Annotated in this window: 14 protein-coding genes and 2 pseudogenes; 5 read left to right on the plus strand and 11 right to left on the minus strand. The window is 48.7% G+C overall.

Going from position 1 to position 15,898, the window contains the following annotated elements:
• Nucleotide 1: 1 nt before the first annotated feature.
• From bcfB to ACLJRE_RS11020, 5 genes and pseudogenes are all read right to left on the minus strand, one after another.
• Nucleotides 2–688, minus strand: coding sequence for a fimbrial biogenesis chaperone BcfB (gene bcfB / locus ACLJRE_RS11000; protein WP_000742551.1), 687 nt, complete (start codon nt 686–688; stop codon nt 2–4).
• Nucleotides 689–788: 100 nt separating this feature from the next.
• The gene (locus ACLJRE_RS11005; RefSeq protein ID WP_000743357.1) at nt 789–1,331 is read right to left on the minus strand and encodes a fimbrial protein BcfA; all 543 of its coding nucleotides are present in this window, start codon (nt 1,329–1,331) and stop codon (nt 789–791) included.
• A gap of 430 nt (nt 1,332–1,761) precedes the next feature.
• A complete protein-coding gene (locus tag ACLJRE_RS11010; protein ID WP_000980522.1) occupies nt 1,762–2,457 on the minus strand; it encodes a winged helix-turn-helix transcriptional regulator in 696 nt (231 codons plus the stop codon).
• Nucleotides 2,458–2,745: 288 nt separating this feature from the next.
• Nucleotides 2,746–4,515: pseudogene (locus tag ACLJRE_RS11015) on the minus strand (chitinase); the annotation flags it as partial.
• Nucleotides 4,506–5,471 (minus strand): annotated as a pseudogene (locus ACLJRE_RS11020) (glycosyl hydrolase family 18 protein); the annotation flags it as partial. The pseudogenes ACLJRE_RS11015 and ACLJRE_RS11020, both read right to left, overlap by 10 nt.
• Nucleotides 5,472–5,851: 380 nt before the next feature.
• Here ACLJRE_RS11020 and ACLJRE_RS11025 point away from each other — a divergent pair.
• Both ACLJRE_RS11025 and ACLJRE_RS11030 read left to right on the plus strand, forming a co-directional pair.
• Nucleotides 5,852–6,295, plus strand: coding sequence for a transcriptional regulator (locus ACLJRE_RS11025; RefSeq protein WP_000860681.1), 444 nt, complete (start codon nt 5,852–5,854; stop codon nt 6,293–6,295).
• Between the two features lie 16 nt (nt 6,296–6,311).
• Complete coding sequence (locus ACLJRE_RS11030) at nt 6,312–6,845, plus strand: glycoside hydrolase family 108 protein (RefSeq protein ID WP_001068134.1); 534 nt, start codon at nt 6,312–6,314, stop codon at nt 6,843–6,845.
• 60 nt (nt 6,846–6,905) lie between these two features.
• On the opposite strand, the gene ACLJRE_RS11035 is transcribed toward ACLJRE_RS11030, so the two are convergent.
• The 4 genes from ACLJRE_RS11035 to dnaK all read right to left on the minus strand — a co-directional run bounded on the left by ACLJRE_RS11035 (nt 6,906) and on the right by dnaK (nt 11,746).
• Nucleotides 6,906–7,250 (minus strand): phage holin family protein, encoded by a 345-nt coding sequence (locus ACLJRE_RS11035; protein WP_000026889.1) that lies wholly within the window; start codon nt 7,248–7,250, stop codon nt 6,906–6,908.
• 126 nt (nt 7,251–7,376) lie between these two features.
• Complete coding sequence (locus tag ACLJRE_RS11040) at nt 7,377–8,324, minus strand: LysR family transcriptional regulator (protein WP_000534916.1); 948 nt, start codon at nt 8,322–8,324, stop codon at nt 7,377–7,379.
• Nucleotides 8,325–8,604: 280 nt separating this feature from the next.
• On the minus strand, nt 8,605–9,744 hold the full coding sequence (gene dnaJ, locus ACLJRE_RS11045; protein ID WP_001119009.1) for a molecular chaperone DnaJ: 1,140 nt from the start codon (nt 9,742–9,744) through the stop codon (nt 8,605–8,607).
• 85 nt (nt 9,745–9,829) lie between these two features.
• A complete protein-coding gene (gene dnaK, locus ACLJRE_RS11050; protein ID WP_000516126.1) occupies nt 9,830–11,746 on the minus strand; it encodes a molecular chaperone DnaK in 1,917 nt (638 codons plus the stop codon).
• 348 nt (nt 11,747–12,094) lie between these two features.
• Between dnaK and ACLJRE_RS11055 the strand changes: the two genes are divergently transcribed.
• From ACLJRE_RS11055 to satP, 3 genes are all read left to right on the plus strand, one after another.
• Entirely contained in the window at nt 12,095–12,499 is a 405-nt protein-coding gene (locus ACLJRE_RS11055; RefSeq protein ID WP_001258082.1) for a DUF2541 family protein, read from the plus strand.
• A 35-nt stretch (nt 12,500–12,534) separates the two neighbouring features.
• On the plus strand, nt 12,535–13,248 hold the full coding sequence (gene msyB, locus ACLJRE_RS11060; RefSeq protein WP_001103477.1) for an acidic protein MsyB: 714 nt from the start codon (nt 12,535–12,537) through the stop codon (nt 13,246–13,248).
• Between the two features lie 149 nt (nt 13,249–13,397).
• Nucleotides 13,398–13,964 carry an acetate uptake transporter gene (gene satP / locus ACLJRE_RS11065; protein WP_000528525.1) on the plus strand — a complete coding sequence of 189 codons (567 nt, stop codon included), beginning with the start codon at nt 13,398–13,400 and terminating at the stop codon, nt 13,962–13,964.
• A gap of 56 nt (nt 13,965–14,020) precedes the next feature.
• Here satP and mog read toward each other — a convergent pair whose 3' ends face one another.
• Together mog and tal are read right to left on the minus strand one after the other, a co-directional pair.
• Nucleotides 14,021–14,611 (minus strand): molybdopterin adenylyltransferase, encoded by a 591-nt coding sequence (gene mog / locus ACLJRE_RS11070; RefSeq protein ID WP_000380373.1) that lies wholly within the window; start codon nt 14,609–14,611, stop codon nt 14,021–14,023.
• Between the two features lie 110 nt (nt 14,612–14,721).
• Entirely contained in the window at nt 14,722–15,675 is a 954-nt protein-coding gene (tal, locus tag ACLJRE_RS11075; RefSeq protein WP_000130175.1) for a transaldolase, read from the minus strand.
• Nucleotides 15,676–15,898 lie beyond the last annotated feature (223 nt).

Raw genomic sequence — 15,898 nt, forward strand, 5'->3', positions numbered from 1 at the left:
ATCATGAAGCTGGACAAACGCGTGCTGGCGTCGTTGCGCCAAAATCGTTTACCGTGCGCAAAGATACCTGGCCGGGCGTCGCTGGGAGAGTGATCGCGCCTTTCGGCGGTACCATAGTATTCGGCAGTTTTTTCCCCGCGCTGTACAGTTCAACCATCGAAACGTAGTACGGCGAAGGGTTAGTAATCGTTAGCTGGCCGCGCTCGTTACGGCAGCGAAGCGTCGACGGGGCATGAGCTGGCGCCTCCGCCAGATTTTTCGGGCGGATAAATAGCTTAATCACGCTTTGCGTCGCAATTTGCAGGGAGTTGCCGGTCAATTTATTTTTATCGACAGAGGGTATCGCTTTACTGTTTAAATAAAATACGCTTTCGCGATCGGTCGGTAATGACGGCCCGACATACATAATACGTAATATATTTTCTTTTTTAGGCTGGATCACAAAGAGAGGCGGCGTGATGATAAAATCCGTCGAGCGTGAACCATCGGCATTGGCGACCCATGACTGAATTAAAAAAACATTGCTGGCAGAAGAATTAATAATCGGCAAGGAGGTTTGCTTACTTCCCTGCGGATAAATCACCCTGGTCGCGCCCAGCGCAATGCCTCCCGCCTGCGCGGCAAACGACAGGCCGGCCGCCGACAGCAGTAGCAATAATCGAAGGAAAATCGGTACGTTTTTTTTCATCTGCGTAATATCCTGATGCCGTCGGTTTGTTACGCGCAGTGACGCGCGTAACTCCCCTTTCTCGCCTCCCAACAGACGAGAAAAAAATCCCGATAAGGAATCAGGAATAAACCATGCTAAATGTCGCCGTCGCGGTAACATTACCGGCAGTCGCCGTACCGGTAGCGATATAATCCACGCTAAGCGGAATAACGTTTTCGCCATCGTTCAAGGTAACAGTACTGGACGATTCACCGATATTCAGCGCCTGGCCATCTGGTCCATAAAGTTGTAATGCCACATTCGTCGCCGAACCTGCCCCAGCGGTATTCGCCAGCGAACCCGGCTGGTTTGCGTCCTGCTGGCCATTAAAAATCACCGCCGCATTCTGGCTGGTCTGAGTATCGCAGTCTTCCAGTTTAATGGTGAAATCTTCTTTTTGATTCGCCACCATACCGGCCTCGGTTAATTTACTGGCGCGAACCTGGCCTAATGTCACGGTCTGATCGACAGAGTCAGCGGAAACAGAACAGGCGGCGTCAACGACCTGTCCGACAAAATTTACCGTACCGCCAGTGACGGTTGTAGTATCCGCTTGCGCGGTGGACAACATTCCGCCAAAGGCAATTGCAGAGACCATTAATGCTAGTACAGGCTTTTTCATTCAAGCTCCTTTTAAATATAAAAATGAGGGTAATCAGATTTTTTTAACGAAACGGCTGCTGATATTTTTTCACAGCAATATCACGACTTTTTCTTATGCGAAAAAAAGTGTCTTCTTGTTCTGATATAAATGTCAGAAGCAATAAAACAGCCACTCAACGTCGTGAGTTAATCTTTACGTTATAATGAGATAACGATGTTATTAATTATTAGCAAGCCAACGGCAAGTTGCAATCATCGACATTTGGTTTTATAGGACTAAGCATAACTTATTGTTTTATATTAACTTTACACCAGTCGTTCGGCCTATCTCCTTTAGCAGTATTGACTTTTTAAAAATAGCCTTCATAACAACCTTCAATAAAACATTCTATTAACGATAACAGGCAAATTCAGTCGAGATATGTAAATATATCGTTGCATATAGTACATTAATACGCCACTGGCAGTTTTCCGAGCGCCGTCAGCCGCCCATTATCAATATGGATATACCCGCCTTTTTTTAGTTCAGACAGAATCTTCATGGTCCGACTGCGCGATATCCCGGTACGTCGTTGAATAAAATTCAACACGATAATGCTTTCCCGGTAGGCCTGTGGATAAGCCCAGATTTCAGTCAGCAGCGCCCGAACTTTCAGATAAGAATCGACGCCGACTAATTCACGATCGCGCGCGCTCATCACCATCAGACGGTAAGCCAGACAACGGGCCACGTCGTGCCATAAATCGCATTCATCGGCGATTTTTATAAAATCCGGCAGGCGAACAAATCTACCGGTACAAACCGTTTCTGCGAGCAAAAAGTGTTCCGGTCGCGCGGGGACATTATAGGTAGCGCCATAGCTGTCAACCATACCCACGACCGATGGCGCAAACGATGAAGATATATGGAGTCGTTTGTCATTATGACAGAAAGAAACAACGCCAGACTCCAGTAATACAATGTAGTGTTCATCATTTGCCTGTAAATAAAACTCATCGCCGATACCCAGCGTAAACGGTTGACCAAATGGCAACAATGCCGAAAATAAGGCATCAATCGCCGCGTGAGGTTTAGCCTGCTGAGAAAAAAGAAAAGAGTGTAATGAATTCTCATTATTATCTTTAGCAAAAGCGTCGTTCATCATTTTTTCATTAACGGTTATCTACTCAATGTAGCGCCACAGTATAACCTCTCAAAAAGTACTTAAATTAATAATAAATAACATCGCTATGCAGTATTTCTGTATTCACAAGGCACTAATACGCAATATTTTTAAGATTAAGACAATTCTTAATACAAAATGATTACAGAAAATTAATAACGAATTACGCATAAAGAATGGGAGGTCAGGGGGCGCAAGAAAAGAGATTCGAAAGAGCGCGCCTTCGAATCTCAAACTAATAGTCCAGATTAATGCAAATAATCAGTGATATTATCTGAAATAGCGTGGAGCAGCATAATACTCTACCATTTTATCCGCCAGCCAGCCGCCGTCTTCACCGTTAGAATGGATTGTCGTAATACTGATAGTAGAACCACCGCCCCATAAGATCGAAAAGACGTTAAAGTCCGGTAGGTTCAGCGCCTGCATCTGGCCCCAGTCATACCCTTTATCTTTACGTAAAAAGTCGCCGACGGTCGGGACGCCGTAAGTCGCGCTATTTAAGGCCGTATTGAGTAGCTGCAAAGAGAGCGTGTCAGGATCGCTGCCAATGCGGGCGTCCCCCATAAAAAAGGTTCCGCCGGATGCAAAGTGCGCAGCGCTGATTTTACTGACGCCCTCTTCTACTGTAGGCATATGGCCGCCTGGGATTTGCCACAGCATGGCGGGCGTCAGCAGCGCTTTCGTCACCTGTTTGACCATCGCCAGGTAATTAAGCCAGCATGTCGCATTCCAGCCATAGTGGGCAAGCGCATCAGGACTGAAACAGTCACGCTCAAATTTATCAAACGCAATAAAGTCCGGCGCATATTCTCCGCTGTAAACGCCCAGTTCATGAATAAATTCGGCGATCGCCTGCCCTTCAGCTACCGGATCAGCGGTATCGCGCAGCACCCAGTCCGCCGTTCCTGTCGCCCAGACATTCGTCTGCCAGCCAAAAGCCACGTCCGGGGCAAACTGACGAACAAGATAGTTCACCGCCTGAATATAGCCGTAGAGATCGTCGCTAAACGTCGGCAACGAAGGCGCGATAAAGCCAGCCATCGCCAGTAATGCTTGTATCGCCGTCGCCAGTTGGGCATTCACCGGCACACTGTTTTTTTGCCGTACTACGGTATAGCCATACGGTCCTTGCTGTAGCGCCCCGAGAAAATCCGGGTTAAGCACAAAGGTGGCCGGGACAGGATGCGTCTCATCTTTGTATGACTGCGCCGCCAGACACTGGGTAATAAAGTTACCAAAATGGTTACGTAGCTTTTGCGCATCCTGTAAATCCGCCAGGGCGCTACCGCCGCTGGCATTCGCGGTATAAATAACCATTACCGGCATGACGCTACGCCCGGCTTCTTTTTCTATCTGGCGCACCAGCGCAACGGTTTTATGGATCGGTAACGTCGCGTAATCCAGAAAACCATCCCCGTTCACGTCAACCTCCGCGGCCGGAACCGGATCGCCGCCGCCGTCAAAACCATCGTATTTAAACAACGCGCTAAACGGTATATCGCGATAAAGAGAAACCGTCTCTGGCGCGTTAACCGTCACGCCGCCATGAGCAAGGTAATCAGGCCAACCTTTTACCTGTAGCGTCACGCCGGGCAGAAACTCCAGCGCCACATGGTTGACCTTTTGCAATAACCGTAGCGGCCCGGCCTGTTCACAACGCCACGGCACGCTGTCGATGAAAATATCGTCCGTCTGAACATCATACAGCCCGGGCGCAAAGCGTAATGCCAACGTCTGCCGATCGCTGCCGCTCTCCAGCATTAATGAGTATTGATATTTACCGCTGCTGAACAGATAACGCTGCGGCGCGACGCTATCAGGCAGGCCCAGTAGAGTGGCATCCACCGTCACGAAACTCGCCGTGTCGATCGCTGCCTGCTGGTAAGCGACAGCAACCTCGGCAACCTGTGCCGCGGCAGGGATAAAACCCGTAAGCTGTATGGGTGCCGATATAAAGCGGTTATTAATCATCGCAGGCTGCAGATTGACCGTATAATGATGCCCCGCCAGTAGCCGGGTGATTAACTGCGGTTGGTGTGGTGGCCCAGCGTTTCCGCCCACGGCGTACCGAAGAAATCATAGGTCATCAGGTTGATGCCATACAGGCCGGCAGCCAGCAGATCTTTTACTTTAGCGTGATCAAAAATCGTGGTCACCGCGGAAGCAGCGATAGAGATCTTCACATTGCTCAGACCAGCGGAATCCAGCTGTTTGCGCAGTTCGGCAATCAGCAGCGCGTAGTTAGCGCCATCTTCCGGACCAAACGGGTTGCCCGCCCCTTCATCGTTCGGGTATTCCCAGTCAATATCCACTTCGCTGAACATCGGGAACTGTTTGAACAGTTTCACCACTCCTTTGGCGAAGATTTTACGAGAAGAGTCAGAAGCGGCGGTTTCGTGGAACCCGTTACTCATGCTCCAGCCACCGATACTCATGGAGAGCGCCAGCGTGTGACCTGCGGCTTTCGCTTTTGCCTGCATATCACGCAGCGCACCCAGCATACCTTTGGCGTTAGCCTGGGTCACGGTTTTCGGATCAACATCCCAGCCGCTGGTTTCAAAACCCAGGTTGATATAAGACTGGAAATCGCCCCACGGATCGAGGAAGGTCGGCTCATATTTCACTTTGCCGCACTGTGCTGCCGCTTCTGCTACGACATCGCGGTTTTCTTTATCAATTTTTCTGAAACCGGTGATGCCAACAAAGCCGAAAATCAGTTTGTCATAAGCCGTCGGTGAAACGTTGGTTAAATCATAACCACGGCCCGGTTGGGACATATTGCCTTGCAGACGGCTGTCATACTGTGACCAGTCGGTGTAATAACCGAATACCTTCGGTTTAGTCGTGGAATTTTTATATTTATTGTATACCGGTTTCGCAACACGAGCGGAAGTATAGCTTATTTTATCATCGCTTGTTGCAGGGTTAAAACCATTCGCTGCATGAGTAGTTTCAGTAATTGTATCGCCTTGAATCAGTTTGCTTGTAGCCATTTTCAAATTTCCTTTTACGTTTCAAAATTGTCGCAGCTCGTTCTGCGGGGTCCATAATCGTTACAGGCATAAAAAATAGCTAATCACAAAACATCATCTTTTTAGATGATATAAAAATCATAAAAATGAGGTTAACAACACCGTCTACCGAAGAGAAAACAACACCTCTCAGCGCCCGCTTAGTCCGTTCTGGTGAGAACATAGTAAATATCATTTATCATGTAATTAAATATCATTTAATTACAATGAAATAATGTGATTACACTCGCTATAGACAATGACAATACAATAAAACCAGTGACATTTATTGGATTAAGACATTTCTCATACAATATAGTCACCACAGACAACCAGGATGTACATTTCTAAAGGAAGACGTTATGAAAACTTATATCATTAATAGCAACTGCATTTACAATGAAGGTAAATATGAACTGAGGACGGTCTCAAATTCACAGGTTATTAAAATGACTGCGATGAGAGCCAAATGTCTCAGTTTCATCATCGAGAATGCTCATCTGGAGATTATCGAGCGACAAAAAATAACCACCGCGTTATGGGGAAGTCGAAGCCACTATGTTAATGATGCAAATCTAACGCAGATTCTCTATTTAATCAGACGTGACCTTAAAGCGCTTGGTATTAACGATCTTTTTATTACCATTCCAAGACAAGGCCTCAAAGTTAATAGTGATATCGCCATTATCGCGACGGATAGCGAAACAAAGGGAAGAAAAAAACAGATTGTACGGCAAACCATCGCCGCCCTGACGACCGTATTTTCAGTAACGTTAGGTTCTCTCATGTATCTGCATATTCACTAAGCGAAGGAAAGGGAAGATGAATCCAATTATAGATGGAATTATTGCGCTTGAAGGCGGTTACGTATTTAACCCTAAAGATAAAGGCGGCGCCACCCATTGGGGCATTACCGAAGCCACGGCGCGAGCGCATGGCTACGCTGGCGATATGCGGGATCTGACCCGCGCTGAAGCCTACGCGATTCTCGAAGAGGATTACTGGATAAAACCAGGCTTTGATGTCATCTCGACGCTATCGTGGCCAGTCTCCTTCGAGCTGTGCGATGCGGCAGTCAACATAGGCGCTTACCACCCCAGCGCGTGGCTGCAACGCTGGTTGAACGTCTTTAATCACGAAGGTAAACGCTACCCGGATATTCATGTGGATGGCAATATTGGCCCGCGGACGCTTGCCGCTCTCGAACATTATTTGGCCTGGCGAGGCCAGGAAGGGGAAGCCGTTTTGGTGAAAGCCCTCAATTGCAGTCAGGGCACGTACTACTTAAACGTTGCTGAAAAAAACCACAATAACGAACAATTTATTTATGGCTGGATCAAGAATAGAGTGACCTAGACCCGGCTGAAAAAAGACGCGTAAAAGGCTCACGGATGAGCCTGATACTGCGAATGATAATTAATCTGAATTATTTCCTTCGATAATTTTTTTAATCCGCCGCCCAAGAATTTTTAAGATCGGACTCGCGAAAACACCGCCTAAGCCTGCCGCCAACAGAACAATGTTGAAACTGCATTCTTTTTCGATTGCAATCGCGCTTAACAAGAAACTGGTGAAGCAGGAAATCACGATCTGCGTTAAGCAATATTTTATACTTTCATGAGAACTATTATATTCTGTCTTATCTTTGCGTAAAAGATAGCTGACAAAGCCTCCCCACGCGCCAATCGAAATAATAGTGAGTAAGATCTCTAGCTCCAATAGCACAACTTCTGTTGTCGACACATGGTTGGGAATAGACATTTTAACACTCCGAAATCATTATAAATGAATAATTAACACAAGGAGTGTAAGCGCCCTGTCAGAAGGGTAAAAATCAAAGCACATCATTTAAAACCATATTAAATCAAAGAGTAAAAATGAGGTGTATTAGCGACGGAAGGAGGAAAGCGTTTGTAACATACTTACCATCTCATTAATCGTCGATATATTTCTACTATTTTTATTCCAGGATGCATAGACCTGAACTGACTTCAAAGCCAGTTCGGGCGGAGGCTGAATAAATTTAATGTCATATTTACGATGATTTTTATAAAAAAGCGCTAATTTCAAAGGCATCAATGCAATCAATGAGGTTCGTTCGATCATGCTCATCAAACCGTTAAGCGAATCACTGCGATAGCCGACAATACGCCTGCCAGTATAGTAAAGCTCATCCTTAAATAACTCGCTATCATGATATATCACTGAAGCCCCCATCCCCGGCTGATATAACGCATGACGCGAAGAATAAAAATGATGTAGCGATAGCTGTGAGAGGGTACTCAGCATGTGTTTACTGCTACAGATACAAACAAATGATTTAAAACTATCAATAATTTGATTCTCTATGCCGGACTCCAGCAAAGGTTCGGCACCAATCAACAGATCGCCTTGCGCAGTAAACAGAAGTTCGCTGATACGCTCCCGATTCATATTTCTGACAGAGAAATGATTTATCAAAATACGGTCAAAAATATCGCTGTTATAGAGCTGAGAAAGATAATAGCTTTCAACAATATCACTGCCTAATAACGTTATCTGGAACGCTTCATCTTTTTTGCTATTACAGAGAAATGTGTCATCCACCAGTTTCATCACCTGACTGAAATTTTGGTGAATGTCGACAGCCTTAGCTGTGGGGATGAGCCCGCCTTTCCCTCTGCTAAACAGTTCTTCCGGGTAATAACTCTGCAGGCGCTTTAACGCCATAGAGACGGCAGCCGGTGTAATGCCTAGCTTTTTTGCCGCCATAGCCGCATTTCCTGACAAAATAACAGCGTCAAGAATTTTGATTAAATTATAATCAAAGCTCTTGTTGGCACCTTTCGATCCCATTCGCTGTCTGCCTCCGGAAACTAAAAAAAGCAATATAGATAATACTCAAGATAAATCAATTCACAGCATCTAAAAAAGCAATCGTTAATGTCATCACATCACGTTTTTTTAAAGAATAAGCGTATACAAAACTGCTGATTAACATCAATTTGTTTATCAGTAAAAACAAAATATCAACAAATGAGAGGATACGATGCGTTTAACAGAGGCCTGGGCGCGTACAGGCAGAAAAAAGCCCGGATAAACACCCGGGCTGAAGAAAAATACAACGGGAAAAAGATTAGCGAGTCAAATCGTCAAAGAATTTTTTCACGCCGTCAAAGAAGCTTTTTGAACGCGGGCTGTTTTTCTCTCCCGTCGGGCCGCCAAAACTTTCCTGAAGATCTTTTAGCAATTGCTTCTGTTTTTCGCTCAGACCGACCGGCGTTTCAACCACCACACGGCACAGCAAATCGCCCTGCGCGCCACCGCGTACGGACTTCACGCCTTTGCCGCGCATACGGAACAACTTGCCCGTTTGTGTTTCGCTCGGTACTTTCAGCATCACGCGACCATCTAACGTCGGCACTTCAATTTCACCGCCCAGCGCCGCCATCGCAAAGTTGATCGGCACTTCGCAATAAAGATTATTGCCTTCACGCTCGAAAATAGGGTGTTGTTTCACCTGGACCTGAACGTACAAGTCGCCTGCCGGTGCGCCATGCTCGCCCGCTTCGCCCTCGCCTGCCAGACGAATACGATCGCCGGTATCCACGCCCGCCGGGATTTTAACGGACAGAGTTTTACTCTTTTCAACACGCCCATGACCGTGGCATTTATGGCACGGATCTTTGATCAGCGTACCGCGTCCCTGACAGTGTGGGCAGGTCTGCTGTACAGCAAAGAATCCCTGGCGCATCTGTACCTGACCAGAACCATGACAGGTCGGACAGGTTTGCGGTTGCGTACCAGCTTTCGCGCCGCTGCCGTGGCAAACGTCGCACTCCTCCAGCGTCGGAATACGGATCTCTTTGGTCACGCCACGCACCGCTTCTTCCAGGGTGAGATCCATGTTATAACGCAAATCAGCCCCACGCGCCGCACGTTGGCGACCACGCCCGCCGCCAAAGATATCGCCAAAAACGTCACCAAAAATATCACTGAAATCAGCGCCGCCATTAAAGCCGCCGCCAAATCCGCCGCCCATACCGCCTTGTTCAAACGCGGCGTGACCATACTGATCGTAGGCTGCGCGTTTTTGCGCATCGGTCAGCACTTCATAGGCTTCTTTAATCTCTTTAAATTTAGCTTCGGCCTCTTTATCACCCTGATTGCGGTCCGGATGATATTTCATGGCCAGGCGCTTATACGCCTTTTTGATTTCACGCTCTTCCGCTGTTTTGGAAACGCCTAAAATCTCGTAGTAATCTCTTTTCGCCATCTCTTTTTATCTGCCCTTAACATGCATACACGGGCGGAGAGGAAACCTCTTCGCCCGTGCCAGTAATTACCCGTTCAAAGGGCGATTATTTTTTATCTTTTACTTCTTCAAACTCAGCGTCGACAACGTCGTCATCTTTCGCGTTGTTTGCAGAAGCGTCAGCGGAGCCAGCCTGCTGCTGCGCATGTTGCTGCTGAGCGATTTCCATCAGTTTCTGGGAAACCTGCGCCAGTTCCTGCATTTTCGCTTCGATAGCGGCTTTATCTTCGCCTTTCAGGGCAGTTTCCAGCGCGCTCAGGGCAGACTCGATAGCGGTTTTGTCATCAGCCGGCAGTTTATCGCCTGCTTCTTCAACCTGCTTACGGGTGCTGTGCAGCAGATGGTCGCCCTGGTTACGGGTCTGAACCAGCTCTTCGAACTTACGGTCGGATTCAGCGTTCGCTTCTGCATCGCGAACCATTTTCTGAATTTCTTCCTCGTTCAGACCAGAAGATGCCTTGATGGTGATCTTCTGCTCTTTACCGCTATTTTTATCTTTCGCGGAGACGTGCAGGATACCGTCAGCATCGATATCGAAGGTAACTTCGATCTGCGGCATACCGCGCGGCGCCGGGTTGATACCATCCAGGTTGAACTGACCCAGAGATTTGTTATCAGACGCACGTTTACGCTCACCCTGCAGCACATGGATGGTTACCGCAGACTGGTTGTCTTCCGCAGTAGAGAACACCTGGCTGTGCTTGGTCGGGATGGTGGTGTTTTTGGTGATAAGCGGAGTCATCACGCCACCCATCGTTTCGATACCCAGAGACAGCGGGGTAACGTCCAGCAGCAGTACGTCTTTCACGTCGCCGGTCAGAACGCCGCCCTGAACCGCTGCGCCGATAGCCACAGCTTCGTCCGGGTTAACGTCTTTACGCGGCTCTTTACCAAAGAACTCAGCCACTTTTTTCTGCACCATTGGCATACGAGTCTGGCCGCCAACGAGGATCACGTCGTTGATATCAGACACGGACAGGCCAGCGTCCTGCAGTGCGACTTTCAGCGGCTCGATAGAACGGTTCACCAGATCTTCAACCAGGCTTTCCAGTTTCGCACGAGTCACTTTGATGTTCATGTGTTTCGGACCGGTGGCATCTGCGGTAATGTACGGCAGGTTCACGTCGGTCTGCTGCGCAGAAGACAGCTCGATTTTGGCTTTTTCTGCGGCTTCTTTCAGGCGCTGCATTGCCAGCGGATCGTTACGCAGGTCAATGCCCTGATCTTTCTTAAACTCGTCAACGAGGTAGTTGATCAGGCGGGTATCGAAGTCTTCACCACCCAGGTGGGTATCACCGTTGGTTGCCAGAACTTCAAAGGTTTTTTCGCCATCAACTTCGTCGATTTCGATAATAGAGATATCGAAAGTACCACCACCGAGGTCGTAAACCGCGATAGTACGGTTGCCGACTTCTTTATCCAGACCGTAAGCCAGCGCTGCGGCAGTCGGTTCGTTGATGATACGTTTAACTTCCAGCCCCGCGATACGACCAGCATCTTTGGTAGCCTGACGCTGCGCATCGTTAAAGTAAGCCGGTACGGTGATAACCGCTTCAGTTACCGGTTCGCCCAGATAATCTTCAGCCGTTTTCTTCATTTTCTTCAGCACTTCGGCAGAAATCTGCGGCGGCGCCATTTTCTGACCTTTCACATCAAGCCATGCGTCGCCGTTGTCAGCGCCGATGATTTTGTACGGCATGATAGAAACGTCACGTTGAACTTCTTCGTCCTGGAAGCGGCGGCCAATCAGGCGTTTAATCGCAAACAGGGTGTTTTGCGGGTTTGTCACTGCCTGACGTTTAGCCGGCTGACCAACCAGAGTTTCACCATCCTGGGTATAAGCAATGATAGAAGGCGTAGTGCGATCGCCCTCGGCGTTCTCCAGCACGCGTGCCTGCGTTCCATCCATAATCGCTACACAAGAGTTGGTAGTACCCAGGTCGATACCAATAATTTTACCCATCTAAACGTCTCCACTAAAAATTCGGTCATCATGTGGTTGTGAATCTGTAATAAGGGCGAAACGTGCGGTTTCAACTACCCTGAATCGTTTTTTTTCAGACTCACCACTGCGGTTGACTACAAGATGGGGTCGTAACCCACGTCATCAAGGGGGAGATGAAAAAATTTTTTAGTGACGAGAGGGCGCGATGGAAAACCAGACAGATAAATATTCATGAAATAAATTAAACAACGAATACCATTCACGGAAAAATTGTAATAAAAAGAAAAGATTACAAAACTGAATCGTTGCCATGAGCAGAGTATGATAGACGGTAATTGCTTATTGAACCCGTCAAAGAGAAATTCCATGCGATCTGTGTTAACGATTTCCGCCGGCCTGCTTTTCGGCCTGGCGTTAAGTAGCGTCGCGCACGCGAACGACCATAAAATACTGGGTGTTATTGCCATGCCCAGAAATGAAACGAACGATCTCGCGCTGAAAATTCCCGTCTGCCGCATCGTGAAGCGCATTCAACTCACGGCGGATCACGGCGACATCGAACTTAGCGGCGCATCCGTCTATTTTAAAACTGCGCGTAGCGCCAGCCAAAACCTGAACGTCCCTTCCTCAATCAAAGAGGGCCAGACGACGGGCTGGATCAATATTAATAGCGATAACGACAACAAACGCTGCGTATCAAAGATTACCTTCTCAGGTCATACGGTAAATTCTTCCGATATGGCGAGACTTAAAGTCATTGGCGACGATTAATCGCTGTTATTTCTATTCCAAAAGCCAGACTGAAAATGAACGTCACCTATTTACACGACGAGGATTTAGACTTTCTTCAGCATTGTAGCGAAGAACAACTCGCCGATTTCGCCCGTTTGCTGACGCATAACGAAAAGGGCAAAGCTCGCTTGTCGAGCGTCCTTAGTCATAACGAGCTGTTCAAAGCGATGGAAGGTCACCCGGAGCAACACCGCCGTAACTGGCAGCTCATTGCCGGCGAGTTTCAGCATTACGGTGGCGACAGTATCGCCAACAAATTGCGCGGACACGGAAAACAGTACCGCGCGATTCTGCTGGATGTCGCAAAACGGCTAAAACTCAAAGCAGATAAAAGCATGTCGACGTTTGAAATAGAACAGCAACTGCTGGAGCATTTTTTACGTCATACCTGGCAGAAGATGGACGCGGCGCATAAGCAGGAATTTCTGCAAGCCGTAGACGCCAAAGTTTCTGAACTGGAAGAACTGCTGCCGCTGCTCATGAAAGATCGCAGTCTGGCAAAAGGGGTCTCCCACCTGCTCTCCACCCAGCTTACCCGCATTTTGCGTACCCATGCCGCAATGAGCATCCTGGGTCACGGATTACTGCGCGGCGCAGGTCTTGGCGGCCCGGTCGGCGCGGCGTTAAACGGCGTCAAAGCGATGAGCGGCAGCGCGTATCGCGTGACTATTCCGGCGGTGTTGCAAATAGCCTGCCTGCGACGAATGATGGCAGCCGTTCAGGCGTGAATGCCCTCACAGGGGGAAATATTTTCTTTTCTCCCTTATTAGATCATAGACAGTCCTCTTCCCCCTGATTATTATGCCGCGCCCCGAATACGGAACTCGTTATTTTGGGAAACTATTTCACCATTCAATTATGATGATTTTGAGGAATTATGGGCAACACTAAGTTGGCTAATCCGGCACCGCTGGGCCTGATGGGCTTCGGCATGACCACCATTCTGCTTAACCTGCACAATGCCGGTTTTTTCGCCCTGGACGGTATTATTCTGGCGATGGGGATTTTCTACGGCGGTATCGCGCAAATTTTTGCCGGTCTGCTGGAGTACAAAAAAGGCAATACCTTTGGTTTAACGGCCTTTACCTCTTACGGTTCGTTCTGGCTGACGCTGGTCGCTATCCTGCTGATGCCGAAAATGGGCCTGACGGATGCGCCTGACGCTCAGCTACTCGGCGCTTATTTAGGTCTGTGGGGCGTGTTCACGCTGTTTATGTTCTTTGGTACGCTGAAAGCCGCCCGCGCGCTGCAATTTGTTTTCCTGAGCCTGACCGTACTGTTCGCTCTGCTGGCGGTCGGCAATATCACCGGTAACGAAGCAATTATCCATATCGCAGGCTGGGTTGGTCTGGTTTGCGGTGCCAGCGCTATTTATCTGGCGATGGGTGAAGTGCTAAACGAGCAATTTGGCCGCACTATTCTGCCAATCGGCGAAGCGCACTAAATCTCTTTTATTCCTCCCGCACCGGGAGGAATAACCCTACTATCAGTATCTTCCGGTCAGGATGACATATTCTCACGTCTGGCGCTCTTCGGACGGAAAGCGGCAACCACTTCCGGCGCGGTTTCGACATACGGCCCGTCAAGCAGCTGTATGCAATACGGCACGCTCGCAAAAATGCCCGGCACGCTAACGCTGCCATCGTCCGCTTTTACGCCTTCCAGCGTTTCTTTGATCGATTTTGGCTGTCCAGGCAGATTAAGAATTAACGCCTGTTTACGGATAACGCCCACCTGGCGGGAAAGAATGGCTGTCGGCACAAAGCGCAGGCTGATCTGGCGCATCTGCTCGCCAAAACCAGGCATTTCACGGTCAGCGATGGCAAGGGTCGCGTCCGGCGTGACGTCGCGACGTGCCGGACCGGTACCGCCAGTGGTCAGCACCAGATGACAGCTCATCTCATCGACCAGTTCACACAACGTTTGCTCGATAATTTCCTGTTCATCAGGAATTAAGCGCCGTTGGACCTCGAAAGGCGTGGTCAGTGCAGAAGCGAGCCACTCCTCAAGCGCAGGAATGCCTTTATCCTGGTAAACGCCGCTTGAAGCGCGGTCGGAGATAGAAACTAAGCCAATACGTAAGGTATCCATAATTATTCCGTTAAAACAGTCTCGTTAAACAGAATGATACACTGCGAAGGGAAGGACAGACAGGTTTCAGAAGAGGTAGCGTGACCCATATCAGGGCCACGCGTTAATGATTACAGCAGATCGCCGATCATTTTTTCCAGTTTTTCCTGGTCTACCGCAAACTTACGGATACCATCCGCCAGTTTGTCAACCGCCATCGGATCCTGGTGATGCTGCCACAGGAACTCGGCTTCGGTAATGCGTTCCGGACGCGCTTTGACTTCGCCGGAGAAAGAGAGCTTACGCTCAATCGCCCCTTCGCTTTCCGCCAGTTCTTTCAGCAATGCCGGCGCGATAGTCAGACGGTCGCAGCCCGCCAGCTCCAGAATTTCGCCTACGTTACGGAAGCTTGCGCCCATAACGACGGTTTCGTAACCATGCTGTTTGTAGTACTCGTAGATTTCCGTTACGGAAACCACGCCCGGATCTTCAGCTGGCGCATAGTCTTTCTTGTCGGTATTGGCTTTATACCAGTCAAGAATACGACCTACGAACGGCGAGATCAGGTAGACGCCCGCTTCGGCGCACGCACGCGCCTGCGCGAAGGAGAACAGCAGCGTCAGGTTACAGTTGATGCCTTCTTTTTCCAGCTGTTCGGCTGCGCGAATGCCCTGCCAGGTGGACGCCAGCTTGATCAGGATACGATCGTTGCTGATACCCGCATCATTGTAGAGTTTAATGATACGTTTTGCTTTGGCGATAGACGCTTCAGTGTCATAAGACAGACGCGCGTCAACTTCGGTAGAAATACGCCCCGGCACCAGCTTCAGGATCTCCAGGCCAATATTCACCGCCAGCTTATCGGTCGCGTCAACAACCTGCTGCGCGCGGTCGCTGCTCTGCTGTTTCGCCCAGGCGACAGCATCGTCAATCAGCTTACGATATTCCGGGATTTGCGCTGCGTTAAGAATGAGAGAAGGGTTAGTTGTAGCATCCTGCGGCTGATACAGTTTCATTGCCGCGATATCTCCGGTATCAGCCACTACGGTGGTGAACTGACGAAGGGAGGTCAATTTGTCCGTCATGATAGAGTTTCTCTTTAAACAGCTTGTTAGGGGATGTAACCGGTCTACCCTGATGATAACACGACGCACTCACAGCGCAACCGCCTACATGCACCTGGCTGCCCTTGTGCACTGTTTGCGTATCTGCCGACGGTTGATGCGCAATTAAAGGATACCGCCGTATTTATGGTAAACTGCCGTTAATATTAGTCTGACAAGGTCATCTACATCATGGGTCACGCTT

The organism is Salmonella sp. SAL04157, assembly GCF_046551635.1.
In the GTDB taxonomy this organism is placed as follows: Bacteria; Pseudomonadota; Gammaproteobacteria; order Enterobacterales; family Enterobacteriaceae; genus Salmonella; species Salmonella enterica.

What these genes read in the sequence shown, in the direction of transcription:
- dnaJ (WP_001119009.1), bottom strand. Translation starts at nt 9,744, where the DNA reads ATGGCGAAAAGAGATTACTACGAGATTTTAGGCGTTTCCAAAACAGCG.
- tal (WP_000130175.1), bottom strand. Translation starts at nt 15,675, where the DNA reads ATGACGGACAAATTGACCTCCCTTCGTCAGTTCACCACCGTAGTGGCT.
- ACLJRE_RS11010 (WP_000980522.1), bottom strand. Translation starts at nt 2,457, where the DNA reads ATGATGAACGACGCTTTTGCTAAAGATAATAATGAGAATTCATTACAC.
- satP (WP_000528525.1), top strand. Translation starts at nt 13,398, where the DNA reads ATGGGCAACACTAAGTTGGCTAATCCGGCACCGCTGGGCCTGATGGGC.
- ACLJRE_RS11040 (WP_000534916.1), bottom strand. Translation starts at nt 8,324, where the DNA reads ATGGGATCGAAAGGTGCCAACAAGAGCTTTGATTATAATTTAATCAAA.
- ACLJRE_RS11005 (WP_000743357.1), bottom strand. Translation starts at nt 1,331, where the DNA reads ATGAAAAAGCCTGTACTAGCATTAATGGTCTCTGCAATTGCCTTTGGC.
- bcfB (WP_000742551.1), bottom strand. Translation starts at nt 688, where the DNA reads ATGAAAAAAAACGTACCGATTTTCCTTCGATTATTGCTACTGCTGTCG.
- msyB (WP_001103477.1), top strand. Translation starts at nt 12,535, where the DNA reads ATGAACGTCACCTATTTACACGACGAGGATTTAGACTTTCTTCAGCAT.
- ACLJRE_RS11035 (WP_000026889.1), bottom strand. Translation starts at nt 7,250, where the DNA reads ATGTCTATTCCCAACCATGTGTCGACAACAGAAGTTGTGCTATTGGAG.
- ACLJRE_RS11030 (WP_001068134.1), top strand. Translation starts at nt 6,312, where the DNA reads ATGAATCCAATTATAGATGGAATTATTGCGCTTGAAGGCGGTTACGTA.
- mog (WP_000380373.1), bottom strand. Translation starts at nt 14,611, where the DNA reads ATGGATACCTTACGTATTGGCTTAGTTTCTATCTCCGACCGCGCTTCA.
- ACLJRE_RS11025 (WP_000860681.1), top strand. Translation starts at nt 5,852, where the DNA reads ATGAAAACTTATATCATTAATAGCAACTGCATTTACAATGAAGGTAAA.
- dnaK (WP_000516126.1), bottom strand. Translation starts at nt 11,746, where the DNA reads ATGGGTAAAATTATTGGTATCGACCTGGGTACTACCAACTCTTGTGTA.
- ACLJRE_RS11055 (WP_001258082.1), top strand. Translation starts at nt 12,095, where the DNA reads ATGCGATCTGTGTTAACGATTTCCGCCGGCCTGCTTTTCGGCCTGGCG.